Here is a 15,863-nt window from a genome sequence, read left to right as displayed (position 1 = left end):
GCAGACAACAACGGCATAGCCAAAAGTGTTAGATTATCTAACACTTTTTCTTTTTGTCCAAACCTGTTCGCAACAATAAACGCTTTTTTGTGAATTAGAAAGAGGTTGGAACATAACTAAAATAATTTAAGGAACAGAGGAAAGGTGTTCATAAATTTTTGCTATTATGTAGAACTTAGCTATTCTTGCTTTTGCAATAAATAAAAAATTAGAAGTGTTCACTAGTTGTTGGTAGCGGAGGCGGTGACTCCTGTGGGAACAGCACGCAATGTAAGACGCAACAGACCGCGCGTTAGCGAGGGTTGCGGCTTACGGTGTGCCCGCGGAAAGCACCGTCGAAGCGGACAACAACGACATAGCAAAAAAGTGTTAGATTGATTGGGTTCAATCTAACACTTTTTCTCTTTTGTCCCAGCTTCTACGTATTTTAATGATTAAAGATCAATTGCTTTTACTTCGTCGATGTTTTCAAGTTGTGCAACGAATGCTAAATCTTCTTCTGTCACAACATTATCAATAGTAAGCATCATAACAGCTGTTCCGCCAATTTCAGCGCGTCCCACTTGCATCGTAGCGATGTTAATGTCTTTTTCAGCTAACTTCGTTGCCACACGTCCAATTGCACCTGGTTTATCTGTGTTTTTAATGTAAAGAAGGTGACCTTCTGGTACAACGTCTACTACGTAGTTTTCTACTTTTACAATACGTGCGCCAAGGCCATTTAGTAATGTACCAGCTACTGTATGTGTTTCATTTGCTGTTTTTACTTCAATCGTAATTAAGCTTGTGAAGCCTTTAGCAGTAGTAGTTTTATGTTCGTTAATTTTCATGCCGATACGTTCAGATAAGTAGCGAGCATTAACGTCATTGACGTGGTTACCATGGTTTTTAGCTAGTAATCCTTTTAAAGCATTAGAAGTTAATGGACGTACGTCGTAATTTGCTACTTCACCAGCATAAGATAAGTTAATCTCTTTTACTGGTTCTACTGTTACTTGTGATAAGAATGAACCAAGTTTTTCAGCTAATTCAAAGAAAGGTTCTACTTGTGCAAGAAGTTCTTTTGGAATTGAAGGCATATTAACTGGGTTTGTCACTGTACCTGTTTTGTAGAATTTAATAATGTCATTAGAAACGTCAACCGCTACAGATTCTTGCGCCTCAATTGTAGATGCACCTAAGTGAGGTGTTGCAATTACTTGTGGTAAAGTTAGTAATTTATGATCAGTTGCTGGTTCAGAAACGAATACGTCTAGTGCTGCACCTGCTACTTTGCCTTCTACAATCGCATCATATAAATCGTCTTCATTGATGATACCACCACGTGCGCAGTTAATGATGCGTACGCCATCTTTCATCATAGCGAATTTTTCTTTGTTAATAAGGTTACGTGTTTCAGGAAGTAATGGTGTGTGTACTGTAATGAAATCAGCAGCAGCACAAATTTCTTCTACAGTAGATTTTGTCACACCTAATTCAATTGCACGTTCATCAGTTAAGAATGGATCGTATGCCATAATATTCATACGTTGCCCTTTTGCACGGTAAGCTACCTCTACACCGATACGACCGAAACCAACAACACCTAATGTTTTATTTTTAAGCTCAACCCCAACATATGATTTACGGTCCCATTTACCGTTTTTCAGTGTGTTGAAAGCTTGTGGAATGTGACGAGCAAGAGAAGTCATCATGGCGATTGTATGTTCAGCTGCAGAGTTTGTGTTACCATCTGGAGCATTTACTACGATAATACCATGCTCTGTTGCAGCAGCTAGGTCAATGTTGTCAACGCCTACACCGGCACGTCCGATTAATTTTAAATTTTTTGCAGCTTCGATTACTTCACGTGTCACAGTAGTTTGAGAACGCACAAGTAATACGTCGATATCAGCGATTTTTGCAATTAATTCCTCTGGTGCTAGCCCAGTATCAATAATAACGTTTAAGTTTAAATCTTTCTCTTGGCGTAGTGGGAAAATACCATCTTCACTTAGTGGGTCAGCGATAAATACGTTAATAGTTTTTGTTGCAGTTGTCATTTGTAATTAGCTCCTTTTAAATAAAATTATTAGTGGTGTCTATATGGGACAGTCCGGATTTTGTAATATTGCGGCATCTTACAGCATGCAAACAATCTCCTTTCTTTATTCGAAACAATATAAAAGCCCTCCACGCCTTACAAACACAGGTATTGTGTCGTAAGGGGCGAAAGGCTGAATAAATATAGGTTCGCGGTACCACCCTTAATCACTGAACGAAAAGATTCCGTTGCAGTCTTAGCTATATGCGTAACGTGCATGTGACGGATAGGCTTACTTTGACAGTTTCGGCTTATCTATTCGGGAGTGGAACTATATCGTAGAAATCACTGATTTACACCAACCATCAGCTCTCTTTGGATTTTCTTTCGACTAGCGTGTCTCCGTCGTTATATTTTTGTGTGATTAAATTTGATAACATCATAATCCTTATTGTTCACCTTTGTCAACAATAAATCGAAAAAAGATTAAAATTCTTCACTTCAAAAGTCTGAAAAATACCTAAATGCGAACTATATTAACTTTTTAATTTAATAACGTTCGTCTTTTTGCGGAGGACAATGTAAGCGCTAACGAATCTGTCAAGACAGGTGACATGGGGATTTCTAGAGAATGAAATGATAAAAAAACAATAAATAATTATTGGAATATAATAGATTTTTTCCAATAAACTTTCTTTATTTTGATGCGGAAGGCGAACAATTTTGTGCTGAAACATTTTTTACAAACTAATAAAAAGTTAGGAGGTAAAGCAACCACAAGAGAAGAATGTATGTAAAGAAAGGTGGATTTAGATTTTAGGGGGTGTGGGCATGAAATACGATGTAGCGATTGTTGGTGCTGGACTGGCTGGACTTGTTGCCGCCTGTGAATTAATAGATGCGAAGAAGCGTGTACTGTTAGTAGATCAGGAGCCGGAAAATTCGATGGGGGGTCAGGCATTTTGGTCTTTTGGTGGCATCTTTTTAGTAAATTCACCAGAGCAAAAGAGGCTTGGCATTAAGGATAGTAAAGAACTTGCATGGCAGGATTGGCTAGGGACTGCTGGTTTCGACCGATTGGAAGATGAGGATGCATGGGCTTACAAATGGGCACGGGCGTATGTAGATTTTGCTGCCGGAGAAAAATACGCTTGGCTTAAATCGTTCGGAATAAAGTTTTTCCCTGTTGTTGGTTGGGCTGAACGTGGGGGCTCATTAGCAGGTGGTCACGGTAATTCAGTTCCGCGTTTTCATATTGTGTGGGGCACAGGTCCAGGGATTGTAAAGCCATTTGCCGATAAAGTGAAAAAAGCGATTAAGGTAGGCTTTGTAGACTTTAAGCCGAGGCACCGTGTCGATGAATTTATACAAAAAGGCGACAAAATTGCAGGGATAAGTGGCACAATTTTAGCAGAAAGCTTTGCCCAACGTGGAGAGCAAAGTTCGCGTCTTGGTATTGGTGCATTTTCCTATGAAGCAGATGCGGTTATTGTAGCAAGTGGTGGTATTGGTGCCAATGTTGACTTAGTGCGCAAAAATTGGCCAGCTCGACTTGGGGCACCACCAAAAAATATGGTATGTGGTGTGCCAGCATATGTAGACGGCCGAATGCTAGAAATTACTGAACATGTAGGTGGTCGTATCGTTAATCGTGATCGTATGTGGCATTATACAGAGGGATTGAAAAATTGGGATCCAATTTGGCCCAATCACGGTATTCGTATTTTACCAGGCCCATCTTCTTTGTGGTTTGATGCCGAGGGAAATCGCTTTGGGACACCCAACTTTCCAGGGTTTGATACATTAAGCACATTAGAGGCTATTCAAAAAACAGGTTATGATTATTCATGGTTTATTTTAACGGAGAAAATTATTGAAAAGGAGTTTGCTTTATCGGGTTCAGAGCAAAATCCAGATTTAACAAATAGAAGCATCCCGCAGTTGCTGAAACGTATATTGCCTGGTCCACCTGCGCCGATTCAAGCATTCAAAAATCATGGTGAGGACTTTGTTATAGCGAACGATTTAAAGCAACTCGTCGATGGTATGAATAAACTTGCAGGTAATGACTTGCTTGATTTTATAAAAATTAAGGAACAAATTCTAGCACGAGATCGCGAAATGGATAATAAATTTACGAAGGATGTACAAGTGAATGCTATTTACGGAGCGAGAAATTATATTGGTGATAAGATCGTGCGCGTTGCAAAGCCTCATAAAATGTTAGATACAAAAAATTGGCCACTAATTGCAGTGCGCTTAAATATTTTAACCCGTAAAACATTAGGGGGATTACAAACCAATTTAGATGGAGCTGTAATTGGTATGGACGGACTGCCAGTGCCAGGGTTATTTGCAGCTGGAGAAGTGAGTGGTTTCGGTGGCGGTGGGGTACACGGATACCGCGCGTTGGAAGGCACATTTGTTGGCGGATGTTTATTCACTGGACGGCAAGTAGGACGTTATTTAGCCGGTGCCAGTCACTCACACAATTAGGGCTTCTGCGGGAAGCACGAAATGTAAGTCGCTTGCCCGCAGTGCCAGTCACTCAAACAATTTAACGTTGAACTTGTGCAATTTTTGCGATTTGTTCTTCCACTTGCTCTTCTGTCCAGCCATTTTCTTCAACAAAGAAATTCCGTTTGGCGCGACGACAATCATCTGAACAGCTGCGCATATAAAATGCCTCATGCTTTTCCTCGCATAGCATTAATTTATGACATTCCGGATTAGCGCAATTTGTATAACGCTCTGTTGGCTCTCCTGTGAAATAGTCTTTGCCAACAATCACATGCTCTACCTGATTAATCGGCACACTGCGACGGCGGTCAAAAACAAACATCTGTCCATCCCATAATTGTCCCTGAACGTCAGGGTCTTTAGCATACGTGGCAATACCGCCATGTAATTGACCGACACTTTCACCGTAGCCCTCTCGCTTTAACCAACCAGAGAACTTTTCGCAGCGAATGCCACCTGTGCAATAAGTTAAAATGTCTTTACCAACAAAATCCTCTTTATGTTCCTCCATCCAAGCAGGAAGATCGCGGAAGTTTTCGATATCTGGACGCACAGCATTGCGGAAATGTCCTAAATCAAATTCATAATCATTTCGTGCATCGATAATAACGGTATTATCTTTCTGCATACGCGTCATAAATTCCTTAGGTGTTAAATAATCGCCCGTTATTTCTAATGGGTTAATATCCTGTTCTAGCCCTAGGTGGACAATCTCTTTGCGAGGACGTACATGCATTTTTTTAAAGGTATGTCCTTCTGCTTCATCGATTTTCCACATAATATCTTTAAAACGAGGGTCCGCCTCCATATGATTCATATACTGTTCCGTTTGTTCAACCGTACCAGAAACTGTCCCGTTAATGCCCTCTAATCCTACTAAAATACGACCGAGTAATCCAAGTTCTTTACAGAATGCTAAATGCTCTGCTGCAAATGCTTCAGGATCCTCGATAGCAACATATTTATAATAAAGTAATACACGAAAGTCCTTTTGTGTCACAAAAATACCCACCTTTAATTTCATTATTCGACATTAAATATAGCATAACAACCGCTATTTTGCGTAGAACAGAAGGAGTTTTCCAAAAAAAGCCGAATAGTACATAGTGAATGACTATTCATATTTGGGGGTGTGGACATGGAATTTTCAACAATTACATTAGAAAAATTAGAGCGTCGTGCAACATTAACGCTCAATCGACCACAAGCGATGAATGCAATGGATGATGTGATGATGCGTGAATTAGCAGAGTGTTTTGAAGCATTACAGCAAGAACAGGAAATACAGGTTTTGGTTATTCGCGGGGAAGGTAAAGTTTTTTCTGCGGGCGGGGATATTAAGGCAATGCTTGATCCTCATAAGCCGTTAAATATTGATGAGGCAATGGGCTATTTAACCCGAATTGTTAAGGCTTATTACCAACTACCAATGATTGTGATAGCTGCAGTTCATGGTGCTTCAGCGGGGTTAGGATTTAGTTTAACACTTGGTGCAGATATTATCGTTGCTTGTGAAAATAGCAAGCTGGCGATGAACTTTATCGGGATTGGCTTAATACCAGATGGTGGAGGTCATTTCTTTATGAAGGAAAGAATTGGCACTGTAAAGGCAAAACAAATGATTTGGGAAGGAAAAGTGCTAACAGCCGAGGAAGCACATAGTGTAGGCTTAATTGATTATGTTGCACCTGAAGGGTCGGTTTTTGCAGTGGCTGATCAGTTAGTAGGAAAGATGCTTGCTTCACCAATTGCGTCAATGATTATGACAAAAAGAATTTTGCATAGTCAGAATATGCCTCAATTAGAGAGCGTTTTAGCGATGGAAGCTCAAGGGCAATCTGCTATGCGAAAAACGGCAGATCATTTAGAAGGCATTCATGCATTTGTTGAAAAAAGAACACCTGTCTTTGTAGGACAATAAGGCATTTATGTAATCAAAGATATAGGTCACAGCTTAACATTTTCGAAAAGAATAAATGATACAACGTAAGCCCCGCCACGAACATTTCTGTAGCGAGACAACGAGATTCCATTGCATGCATGATGCAAGGAGAGAATGCTCGTTGCTCGACCACAAAAAGCGAAGTGGCGGGGCTTACCTATTTTCACAAATATAGCTGATTACAATGTGACATGCGTCATCAATTAAACATGGAATAATATTAATTTTCCTGAAGAGTTCACAAGGCGGTGTGTTTTTTCCGCAACTCCCTTTTCTTCGATTTGCTGTTGACCGTTTACTTTTGCTGCTTCATCGTTTTCAAATGTCCAAGTTTCATCATACAAAGTTTCCCCAGTTTTCTCAAAAGCTGTAAAACGATAATTATTCATACACAAACCCCACCCTTTACTAAATTATATCTCTATTATACATAGAAGAAATATAAACTTCACGGTATATCTAGCGAATATTTCGATAATTTACGAAAATTGTGGAAAATTTAGTACAACCTCAAGAAGGGCTGTTACATGAATTCGTTTCTCATATTGTAGGAAGTATGATAAAATAGAACAAATATTCGCTTTTGATTCATCCTTTCTGTAGATAGCACAAATCTACAAGCAAAATCAAAATCTAGACTTAATTATGAGATTCCATTTATTTATAGAGGTGATTAGATGTCCGCAATTCGTTTTTTCCATATGGCAGATTTACATTTAGATAGTCCTTTTAAAGGCTTATTTGGATTACCTGACAATAATCTTAAGAAAATTAGAGCAAGTACCTTTGAAGCATTTAATAAAATTATTCATAGGGCAATCGAAGAAAGACCGGATTTCTTGCTTATTGTTGGTGATATTTATGATGGAGAAAATCGCAGTTTACAGGCACAAAGACGTTTTCAATCAGCAATGGAAACACTTTTTGAGCATAACATCCCTGTTATTGTCAGCTATGGCAATCACGATCATTTAAACGGTTCTTGGACACGCTTTGCCTTGCCGAGCAATGTTTACGAATTACCAGCAGATACGAGTGTTGTGCAATTAAAAATTCGTGGTCAGCAGGTAAATATTTATGGCTTCAGCTATGGTCAGCGTCATGTAAAGGAAGCGATGATCCACCATTATCCAGTTGCGCAGGATCAGCATGCTATCCATATAGGTATGTTGCATGGCAGTGAAGCTAGTGATTCAACTCACGCGGTCTATGCACCATTTAAAAAAGAGCAACTTCTTGCAAAAGGATATCATTATTGGGCGCTTGGGCATATTCATAAACGACAGTTATTACACAAAGAACCGCCAATAGTTTATCCGGGCAATATTCAAAGCCGCCATCGTAATGAACAAGGCATAAAAGGATTTTACGATGTAACCTTGTCACAAACCTCTGCTAATTTAACATTTGTACCAACCTCTGCTGTTGTTTATAACGTCGTAGAAGTGGATTGTACAAATGTAATGCATGCCAACGAGTTACTGCAAAAATGCGAGGAGGCCATCGCCATTAATCGTATGGAATATGGTGCCTCTGTTATTGACTTGCACCTAAACCATATAGATGATGAGGCTGAAGCATTATTTGAACATGCCACAATAGATGAATGGCTAGAAACCATTCGCGAAGCAGAGGATGGCATTGAACCGATGGGGTGGGTGCAAAAACTATTTATCCATAAGAGTACAGCATCTTCTGAACCGACAGCTATAACAGAATCGGTAATAAGTGTTATGGATCAATGGGACATTACGGAGTGGAAGGATATTTTAAAGGATTTGTACCAACATGCGAGTGGTGCGAGATTTGTTGAACCTTTAACGGAACGAGAAATTAAGCATTTGAAGCTTGAGGCGCAGGCGTTATTAGCGGATGAAATTCAAAGGGTGTGAGAACTTTGTTAACGATACAGAAAATCCACATTTACGGCTTTGGTAAACATGAAAATATCACCATCTCTCTCCAAGACGGTGTGACCATTTTTTACGGTATGAATGAAGCAGGGAAAACGACAATCCAGCAATTTATACTGCAGATGCTTTTTGGTTTTCCAACAAAGCAGCAAAGCCAGCGGAAATATGAGCCGAAAACATCACCGAAATTTGGCGGTCAGTTGACCATTCAACACCCAATCTATGGTCAGTGTACAATTGAACGTGTAAAAGGAAAGGCAACGGGCGATGTCACAGTTTATACAGCAGATGGTACAAAGGGGCATGAGGAACTGTTAGCGAAGCTTTTATATGGCTATTCACGCGCATCATTCGAAGCTATTTTCTCTTTTTCCATTCATGAACTACAAGGCATTGAAAAAATGTCGGAGGATGAACTGACGCATTTATTGCTCGCATCGGGAACGACCGGTATTCATCAACTATCTGCACTTGAAAAGAAAGTAGACAAAGATGCTGGCGAGCTTTTTAAAAAATCTGGTAAGCTGCCACTTATAAATCAAAAGATTGAGCATTTAAAGCAGCTTGAAAAGACCATTAAAAAAGAACAGGCGACCATTCAGACCTTTGAAGCTAAATCGCTTAAATTACAGCACCTCGAACACCAGCTAAAGGATTTATACGGCCAGCAAAAAACTTTGCAACATCAATGGCAACAACTCACTATCATGAAACAAGCGCTGCCACTGATTGAACAGCAAGATAAGCTACAGCAGTCACTGAATAGCAATGCACCTGTTCAATTCCCTCCAGAAGGAATTAGACGCTATGAACAGTTAAAAGATCGACTGACGCATGAAACGTTGCAACTGACGCAACTAGAGGACCAATATCAAGCACTACAAAGTAAGCTACAATTGACCGCAGATGAACAGACCATTGAAGAAATAACAAGGCTGATGCATAAAGAAGCAACGTGGAATCAGCTTGTTGTTAAAGAACAGAACTTAAAGGACGAGCTATTTGTCCTACAGCAAGACATCGAAGCCCAGTTTCGTTTATTAGGTGTGCAAGAAAAAGAGGCGCAAGCAATACTTCTGGAGGGAACTGTATCATTACAACAAGAGGAACAATTTCAACGACAATTGACCGTCTTAAATACAACAGAAGAAGAGCTGAAGTTTTATTTACAATCATTAGAGCAAATACATGCGGAATTAGATAACATTGCTCGACAGAAAAAGCAGCTTCAACAGGAGGCATTAACCGCTGAAGAAGAACATATTTTAGCACAGTGGCCCCAGAAAAAAAGGCGCTTGGAACAATTACGGCATGTTCAGTTACAACGCTCGAAACCGAAGCAACCAATACTTTTTATTTATCTCGTGTTAGCTATAAGTATTGTGGCAGTTGTTTATGGTGTTGTTGAAAAGAATTGGGCGGTCATTGTAATAGGAGCCATCTTAGGCTTATTATTCTTATTGTTTTTAAACCATGCTAAACAAGTGGAAGAAGAGCCGCTAGAGCGTAATAGCCACTTACTAAAGGAATTAGAGCAAGAAGAACACGTAGTTCAACAGTTGCTTGTGAACAAACAGCGTCTTGAGGATCGGTGGATAGTAGCTAATGAACAACAACGCGATAAAGAACGTCAGTATGCACAGCTCGAACATAAAATTCAACAAGCTGAACAAACAAGCGCTGAAGCAAATCAAATGCTGGAAAACTTTTTGCGGCGTTTTCATTTAGAAGGAAATGTGCCAAGGACTTTATTGCCGGAGTTGTTTATGCGCATTCGCGCTGTACAGGAAATGGACGTAAAGCAAAGGAGCACATTCAAGCTTTTGCATGCGATACAAAATGAAAAAAACGAGCTTTATGAAGCGGTACAGCAAGTTTTAAAAAATGAATATAGTGAGCAGGAAATTTTTATGCATCTGCGCACAAGCTACTTAGCGATTCAGCAGGCACAACAACAAATGTTACAAACAACAGAACAAGTTGCCCATCTACTTTCAAAAAAGCAAGAGACACAATCACTTTTGCAAAACTATGAATCGCAAATAAAACAGTTATTTACTAGCGCAAACGTCAATTCAGAACATGCTTTTTATGAGACGTTTGAGCTCTTTCAGCAGCAACAAAAGCTACAAGGACAATTACAAACGATTCAAAATCAGTTAACTTCTCTAGAGATACAGCAGCAAGAGCATTTGCTAAATGGGGAACAACTTCATGAAAAAATACAAGCTGTAGAAGAAGAGCGCAATGCCCTTCAAGTGACAATTGATCAATGTCTAGAAGAGCGAGCTACATTGCAGATTGAAAAAGAACAATTGCTCAACGACGAAAAATATGGACTATTGCTGCAACAATTTGAGCAAGAAAAAGCACTATTGCAACAACTGATAGAACAATGGGCTAGTAAAAAAATGTTAGCAACCGCAATTCATGAAACATTATTCCGCCTACGTGAGGAGAAATTGCCACATGTCCTTACGCAGGTAAATGCTATTTTCAATTCCTTAACAGCTGGCCGTTACGATAAGCTCTTTATTCATGAAGAAGGCTATTTTGAAGCACAAGCCGTTTCTGGCTTACGCTATCATGTAGCAGAATTATCACAAGCTACAAAGGAGCAAGCTTATATTTCACTGCGAATGGCACTTGCGAAAACCCTTGCAACTTCAGCACCATTTCCGTTTATAATGGATGACCCTTTTGTCCATTTTGATCGAAACCGTACAAACAAAATGGTACAATTAATGAAAGAAGTAGGATATGAACGTCAAATTTTATATTTTACTTGCCATGAAGGGATGCTCGAACTTTGGCAAAAAGAACAAATTGTCGATCTAGGAGCACTAGCAAATGAAAGGGGAGTGACGTCCACATGAAAGGTATTACGACGCTCCAAGTAGGAGAATCAGTTGATCAATTTTTATTAATTAAACAGTCGACAAAAGGGGTTACTACTGTAGGTAAGCCATTTATGTCACTATTACTACAAGATAAAAGTGGAGATATTGAGGCGAAACTATGGGACACAAACGAAGAGCATGAAAAAATGTATCATGCAGAGGCGATTGTTCATGTAGGTGGAGAAATTCACGACTATCGTGGTAAAAATCAATTACGTATTAAAACGATTCGTGTGGCAAAACCAGAGGAGGGAATTGCAGTTAATGATTTAGTTCCTTCGGCAGCTACTCCAAAAGAACAGCTTTACGAAGAATTAACACAATTTTTCTTTGATATTAAAAACCCGAATATTTCCCGTATTACACGTGCAGCTATTAAAAAGCACCAGGATGCTATTTTAGTATATCCTGCAGCAACAAAAAACCATCATGATTATGCTTCTGGCTTGCTGGATCATATGGTATCGATGCTGAGACTAGGAAAAGCAATTGCTGATTTATATCCAACGTTAAATCGAGATTTATTATACGCGGGTATTATTTTACACGATATAGGAAAAGTTGTTGAATTATCTGGACCTGTGGCAACAATGTACACAGTGGAAGGGAATTTACTTGGTCATATTACCATTATGGTCAATGAAATAGCTAAAATTGCAAGTGAGCTTGGAATCGAAGGCGAAGAAGTGATGCTTTTACAACATTTAGTGCTTTCACATCACGGGAAAGAAGAATGGGGCAGTCCGAAAAAACCGATGATTCAAGAAGCAGAAATCTTACATTATATTGATAATATTGATGCGAAAATGAATATGCTTACGCGAGCATTGGGTAAAACGGCTCCTGGAGAATTTACAGAGCGACTATTCCCGCTCGATAATCGTTCGTTTTACAAGCCAAGTATTCAGTAAACAAAAAGGGTTACGCTTTATCAGCGTAACCCTTTTTTCTATCGTAAATCCATGATTATTTAGACTCTTTATCAGTAGACTCGTCTTTGCTTTTTTCTTCAGCTTTTTTAGCAGCTTCTTCAGCCGCTTTTGCTTGTTCTTCCGATGTTGTTGTAAATGATTGTAATGCATCTTTTAATTCTTTATCAGAAGTTTTAAAGTCTGCATCTTTTGCCATTTTTGCAACAATGTCTTTTAGCAATGTTTGAGCTTCACCAGATTGTGTTAATTTGTTAATCATTGTTGTACGAATTTTATCTTCTTCGTCTTTAAATGAGCCAACACCTTTTACATCGCGCTTTTCCGTAATTTCAATTACGTGATAGCCGTAGCTTGATTTAACTGGTTCGCTTAATGTATTTAATGGAAGTGCATAAGCAGCATCGTTGAACTCATCTACCATAGAGCCAACAGTAAACCAACCTAACTCGCCGCCTTTTGCTGCAGAACCAGTATCAGTTGAGTATTCTTTTGCAACATCAGCAAAAGATGCGCCACCTTTGATTTTCTCAATAGCTTCTTTCGCAGTTTTTTCATCTGCTACAAGGATATGACGACCATTTAATTCTGTTTTCATTTGTTCATAATATTTTTTTACGTCTTCTTCTTTAATCGCTTTGTCTTTTAAAGCTTTTTCTTGAAGCAGTTGTACACGTAAAGAATCTTTAAAGCCTTGTTCTGTTAAGCCGTTTTCAGCAAGTGCTTGTGCGAAGCTATCACCAAACTGTGATGCTGTTGCGTCGTATTGTTCTTTAATTTCTTTATCAGTCACTTCATATTTGTCGGCTAATACTTTTTCTGTCACCATCTGTTGTAATACATAAGAGCCTGTTAAAGTCTTTGCTTTGTCGTTAAAATCAGATACTGAAATATCGCCTACTTTAGATGTAACTAACGCTTTATCAGCTCCACTACAAGCACCAAGAGCTAAAATTGAGGCTGCTAATGTTAAAGATAATACAGTCTTTTTCATATGGATATTCTCTCCTTATTTCGTTTCGTCCATTTTTTACTATAACATAAACGTTTTAAAAACAAAATGGTTCCCCCTTGAGTATAGCCTAAATTTCAAATTTCAACGCGCATAGGATATAGAAAAGAAAGGGGGTGAAGTTATGAGCAACGGAGGATACGGTGGTGGCGGTGGCTACGGCTCAGGCTTTGCTTTATTAGTTGTGCTATTTATTTTATTAATTATTGTTGGTGCAGCGTTCCTATACTAATTAATAAAATGCCAAAAAGCTAAGGATATATTTTTCCTTAGCTTTTCTTAGCAATATCTAGGCATTCGCACCGCACGCTTGGGTCGAGGCCAAAAGAATTTTGGCGTCACTTAAAACCGATAGCTGTTTCACTATTTTAAAAATAAAGACCCGCGTGCGGACGGGCGCGGATGCGTCTTCATTAGACAGCAAATAAAATTTCAACATAAAATGATACAAGTAAAATTGTAATAAGTATATTGATAGTTCGGAATATCTTTGGTTGGTTTTCTTCGGGAATTTCACGTCGCATGCACAGTGCGTATGTCATGCGGTTAATTTGAAATAAATAGAATACCGAGAATAGAACTACAATCATTAATAGCAAGTCTATTCCTCCCCTCTTTCAGTATTATTAGCATATCAAAAAACTTCAATAAAACACAAGTACAAGCGAATCAATGAATCGTAGGTGGTACTAAAATTTCATAGCCCTTCGGTGTTTCTTCGATTTGGGCATCTTTAGGTGAATTCAATAAATATTTCACGTAAAGAATATCAATTAAACATAAACTGCAATGATACGCTAAAAGTAATGTTCCATAATGTGTATAGGCAGGTAATAGCCATGTACCGATAACGATACTTGTATTTAACACAATAAAGGGTGCAAGCAATGCAAAAATATATCTAGTTTTTGATAAGGGCTCTCGAATACGCATGTGTAGTACAGGAATAACGTAAAATTGGGTACGGACACGTAATTTGAGATGCTGGCGTAAGTCAAATAATGCGAGAAAGTGTATATATTTATGGATAGGGTAAAGAGCAAGTACAGCAACCACAAATAGCCAGAATAAATGGTCAGTATAGTACTCATCATTGAATAAATTAAATGTCACATAGGACACTGAAAAGACAGATAGAAAGACGATTACAGCCATCATGATGATACGTGTCGTGCCATAATGATGTTCGAGGTTTAAAATTTTCCAGCAATGCATGTTCAATATCAACTCCATAATAGGGAAGGGTCCTATTTAATGTAAATTGATTTCTAACAGAATGCAAGAGAAAGGAGGTATTTCAGAAATGTTTCTGAAACGCCTCCTTTTTAACATACATTTATCCTTTTACAGTTGAACGTTCTTCTAACGTGTCAAAGGAATCACGGAAGTGTTGAAATGAGCGTTCAAAAATATCGATAAAGTCTTCACCATAAATATTACGAATAACAGCCATCACATCTAAAAATTCCGGGAAGCGACCATATAAGTCTTTTAACGCTAACGAGCCCTCAAGTACAGAATGATATGTGTTATGATAATTGCTATTCATTTCAATAATAAGGTCTGTCCCTGTTTCAGTGAGCTCTACATAAGTATTACGTTTGTCATCATCACGTTTCGAAAACTTTAGTAATCCACGTTCTTCTAGTTTTTTAGAGAAGTTAAAAGCGGTTGAAACGTGCATTACGCCAAATTTTGCTACATCTGAAATGGAAGCCCCTTTTAAATGATAGGAAATCCACAGTATATGGTGCTCGTTAATGTTTAGATCATAAGGTTTAATCCACTGTTGCCAATCCTTTTCAACTGCTTTCCATAAGGCCTTTGATAACTGTGCAATTCTTTGACTGTAAAGCATCGCTTCTTTTTGCGTGTATAATTCCTCTGACAAAGCCATCACCTGCTGCTTTCTTTAACGTTTTAAAATTATTATAGCAATAAAGAAAAAAAGTTTAAAGTTAGAAAAATTAAAAAATTGAAAAGTGGTTAAAAAATAATATTTTGATGAATATTTTTGATAAAAAAATGCGGTTTTATTTCGGCTTATGAAACTTTATGCCTGCACTTTTTCTTGTGGTTTTTTCTTTTTGTCGGTAAATTGTGCAATGTTTTTCTCGATTTCGTTAATTGAATTCTGTAATGCTTCTATTTCTTGTTGTAAATTATTCTTTGTCGGTTCGATTTCCTGTGAGAAAGTAGTAATCGACTGTTTTAGATCATTTATTATTTGTGGTATATTATTTTTCGCTTCATTTGTTAATGTGCTAACAGATTGTTTCACGTTGTTGACTTGATATTTTACATCTTGAAGCTTTTCTTTTGCACTATCTGTGTTGGACAGTAAAGTAGTGCGTAATTGTTGGCCTGATTGAGGTGTTGAAAAAAGGACCGCAATGGCGCCACCAATAATGCCTGTTGTTAATCCGAGTAAAAATGGTCTTGCTTTCATAATTAAGTACCCTCATTTCTATATTTGTTATCTTTTCCTCTATTAAACCATGAAATCTATAGATTCAAAAAGAAAAAAGAAGCTAAACGAGTGATTTTGCTTCACATTTTAGCTTCTTCCCTTATATTTAGGCTTGAAACGTCTTACGTTCGTACCTGTATTCATTGTTCGTTTA

14 protein-coding genes are annotated in these 15,863 nt (G+C 38.3%); 6 read left to right on the top strand and 8 right to left on the bottom strand.

Features of this window, described 5'->3' with window-relative positions:
- Nucleotides 1–434 precede the first annotated feature (434 nt).
- Nucleotides 435–2,042 carry a phosphoglycerate dehydrogenase gene (serA, locus tag MKY08_RS18570; RefSeq protein ID WP_069514668.1) on the bottom strand — a complete coding sequence of 536 codons (1,608 nt, stop codon included), beginning with the start codon at nt 2,040–2,042 and terminating at the stop codon, nt 435–437.
- Between the two features lie 812 nt (nt 2,043–2,854).
- Here serA and MKY08_RS18565 point away from each other — a divergent pair.
- Nucleotides 2,855–4,519: an FAD-binding dehydrogenase gene (locus tag MKY08_RS18565; RefSeq protein ID WP_069514666.1), complete on the top strand. Its 1,665-nt coding sequence runs from the start codon at nt 2,855–2,857 to the stop codon at nt 4,517–4,519.
- 61 nt (nt 4,520–4,580) lie between these two features.
- Here MKY08_RS18565 and MKY08_RS18560 read toward each other — a convergent pair whose 3' ends face one another.
- A complete protein-coding gene (locus tag MKY08_RS18560; RefSeq protein WP_069514664.1) occupies nt 4,581–5,543 on the bottom strand; it encodes a rhodanese-related sulfurtransferase in 963 nt (320 codons plus the stop codon).
- Nucleotides 5,544–5,681: 138 nt separating this feature from the next.
- On the opposite strand from MKY08_RS18560, the gene MKY08_RS18555 reads away from it, so the two are divergent.
- On the top strand, nt 5,682–6,464 hold the full coding sequence (locus MKY08_RS18555; protein ID WP_069514662.1) for an enoyl-CoA hydratase: 783 nt from the start codon (nt 5,682–5,684) through the stop codon (nt 6,462–6,464).
- Nucleotides 6,465–6,688: 224 nt separating this feature from the next.
- Here the strand turns inward: MKY08_RS18555 and MKY08_RS18550 are convergent, their stop codons facing one another.
- Entirely contained in the window at nt 6,689–6,874 is a 186-nt protein-coding gene (locus tag MKY08_RS18550; RefSeq protein WP_024362299.1) for a YhzD family protein, read from the bottom strand.
- Between the two features lie 288 nt (nt 6,875–7,162).
- On the opposite strand from MKY08_RS18550, the gene MKY08_RS18545 reads away from it, so the two are divergent.
- Genes MKY08_RS18545 through yhaM form a run of 3 tightly spaced genes read left to right on the top strand, consistent with a single transcriptional unit; the run spans nt 7,163 to nt 12,209 of the window.
- Nucleotides 7,163–8,377 (top strand): DNA repair exonuclease, encoded by a 1,215-nt coding sequence (locus tag MKY08_RS18545; protein ID WP_069514659.1) that lies wholly within the window; start codon nt 7,163–7,165, stop codon nt 8,375–8,377.
- Between the two features lie 5 nt (nt 8,378–8,382).
- The gene (locus MKY08_RS18540) at nt 8,383–11,274 is read left to right on the top strand and encodes an AAA family ATPase (protein WP_069514656.1); all 2,892 of its coding nucleotides are present in this window, start codon (nt 8,383–8,385) and stop codon (nt 11,272–11,274) included.
- The gene (gene yhaM, locus MKY08_RS18535; RefSeq protein ID WP_069514654.1) at nt 11,271–12,209 is read left to right on the top strand and encodes a 3'-5' exoribonuclease YhaM; all 939 of its coding nucleotides are present in this window, start codon (nt 11,271–11,273) and stop codon (nt 12,207–12,209) included. Before MKY08_RS18540 ends, yhaM begins: the two co-directional genes overlap by 4 nt.
- A gap of 55 nt (nt 12,210–12,264) precedes the next feature.
- Here the strand turns inward: yhaM and MKY08_RS18530 are convergent, their stop codons facing one another.
- Nucleotides 12,265–13,221, bottom strand: a complete 957-nt coding sequence (locus MKY08_RS18530; RefSeq protein WP_069514651.1) for a peptidylprolyl isomerase — start codon at nt 13,219–13,221, stop codon at nt 12,265–12,267.
- Between the two features lie 142 nt (nt 13,222–13,363).
- Between MKY08_RS18530 and MKY08_RS18525 the strand changes: the two genes are divergently transcribed.
- Complete coding sequence (locus tag MKY08_RS18525) at nt 13,364–13,471, top strand: YjcZ family sporulation protein (protein ID WP_080647610.1); 108 nt, start codon at nt 13,364–13,366, stop codon at nt 13,469–13,471.
- Nucleotides 13,472–13,652: 181 nt separating this feature from the next.
- Here MKY08_RS18525 and MKY08_RS18520 read toward each other — a convergent pair whose 3' ends face one another.
- The 4 genes from MKY08_RS18520 to MKY08_RS18505 all read right to left on the bottom strand — a co-directional run bounded on the left by MKY08_RS18520 (nt 13,653) and on the right by MKY08_RS18505 (nt 15,688).
- Nucleotides 13,653–13,838, bottom strand: a complete 186-nt coding sequence (locus MKY08_RS18520; RefSeq protein ID WP_010857338.1) for a hypothetical protein — start codon at nt 13,836–13,838, stop codon at nt 13,653–13,655.
- Nucleotides 13,839–13,908: 70 nt separating this feature from the next.
- Complete coding sequence (locus MKY08_RS18515) at nt 13,909–14,454, bottom strand: DUF3267 domain-containing protein (protein WP_069514649.1); 546 nt, start codon at nt 14,452–14,454, stop codon at nt 13,909–13,911.
- A gap of 121 nt (nt 14,455–14,575) precedes the next feature.
- Complete coding sequence (locus tag MKY08_RS18510) at nt 14,576–15,136, bottom strand: HTH-type transcriptional regulator Hpr (RefSeq protein WP_029747195.1); 561 nt, start codon at nt 15,134–15,136, stop codon at nt 14,576–14,578.
- 156 nt (nt 15,137–15,292) lie between these two features.
- The gene (locus tag MKY08_RS18505) at nt 15,293–15,688 is read right to left on the bottom strand and encodes a YtxH domain-containing protein (protein WP_024362292.1); all 396 of its coding nucleotides are present in this window, start codon (nt 15,686–15,688) and stop codon (nt 15,293–15,295) included.
- Nucleotides 15,689–15,863: the final 175 nt, after the last annotated feature.

The organism is Lysinibacillus sp. FSL M8-0337 (genome assembly GCF_038593855.1).
Taxonomy (GTDB): Bacteria; Bacillota; Bacilli; order Bacillales_A; family Planococcaceae; genus Lysinibacillus; species Lysinibacillus sphaericus_D.
The sequence above is the reverse complement of the archived record's forward strand: the minus strand, read 5'-3'. Positions and strand labels throughout refer to the sequence as shown.

What these genes read in the sequence shown, in the direction of transcription:
- serA (WP_069514668.1), bottom strand. Translation starts at nt 2,042, where the DNA reads ATGACAACTGCAACAAAAACTATTAACGTATTTATCGCTGACCCACTA.
- MKY08_RS18565 (WP_069514666.1), top strand. Translation starts at nt 2,855, where the DNA reads ATGAAATACGATGTAGCGATTGTTGGTGCTGGACTGGCTGGACTTGTT.
- MKY08_RS18510 (WP_029747195.1), bottom strand. Translation starts at nt 15,136, where the DNA reads ATGGCTTTGTCAGAGGAATTATACACGCAAAAAGAAGCGATGCTTTAC.
- MKY08_RS18550 (WP_024362299.1), bottom strand. Translation starts at nt 6,874, where the DNA reads ATGAATAATTATCGTTTTACAGCTTTTGAGAAAACTGGGGAAACTTTG.
- MKY08_RS18555 (WP_069514662.1), top strand. Translation starts at nt 5,682, where the DNA reads ATGGAATTTTCAACAATTACATTAGAAAAATTAGAGCGTCGTGCAACA.
- MKY08_RS18505 (WP_024362292.1), bottom strand. Translation starts at nt 15,688, where the DNA reads ATGAAAGCAAGACCATTTTTACTCGGATTAACAACAGGCATTATTGGT.
- MKY08_RS18545 (WP_069514659.1), top strand. Translation starts at nt 7,163, where the DNA reads ATGTCCGCAATTCGTTTTTTCCATATGGCAGATTTACATTTAGATAGT.
- MKY08_RS18515 (WP_069514649.1), bottom strand. Translation starts at nt 14,454, where the DNA reads ATGCATTGCTGGAAAATTTTAAACCTCGAACATCATTATGGCACGACA.
- MKY08_RS18530 (WP_069514651.1), bottom strand. Translation starts at nt 13,221, where the DNA reads ATGAAAAAGACTGTATTATCTTTAACATTAGCAGCCTCAATTTTAGCT.
- yhaM (WP_069514654.1), top strand. Translation starts at nt 11,271, where the DNA reads ATGAAAGGTATTACGACGCTCCAAGTAGGAGAATCAGTTGATCAATTT.
- MKY08_RS18525 (WP_080647610.1), top strand. Translation starts at nt 13,364, where the DNA reads ATGAGCAACGGAGGATACGGTGGTGGCGGTGGCTACGGCTCAGGCTTT.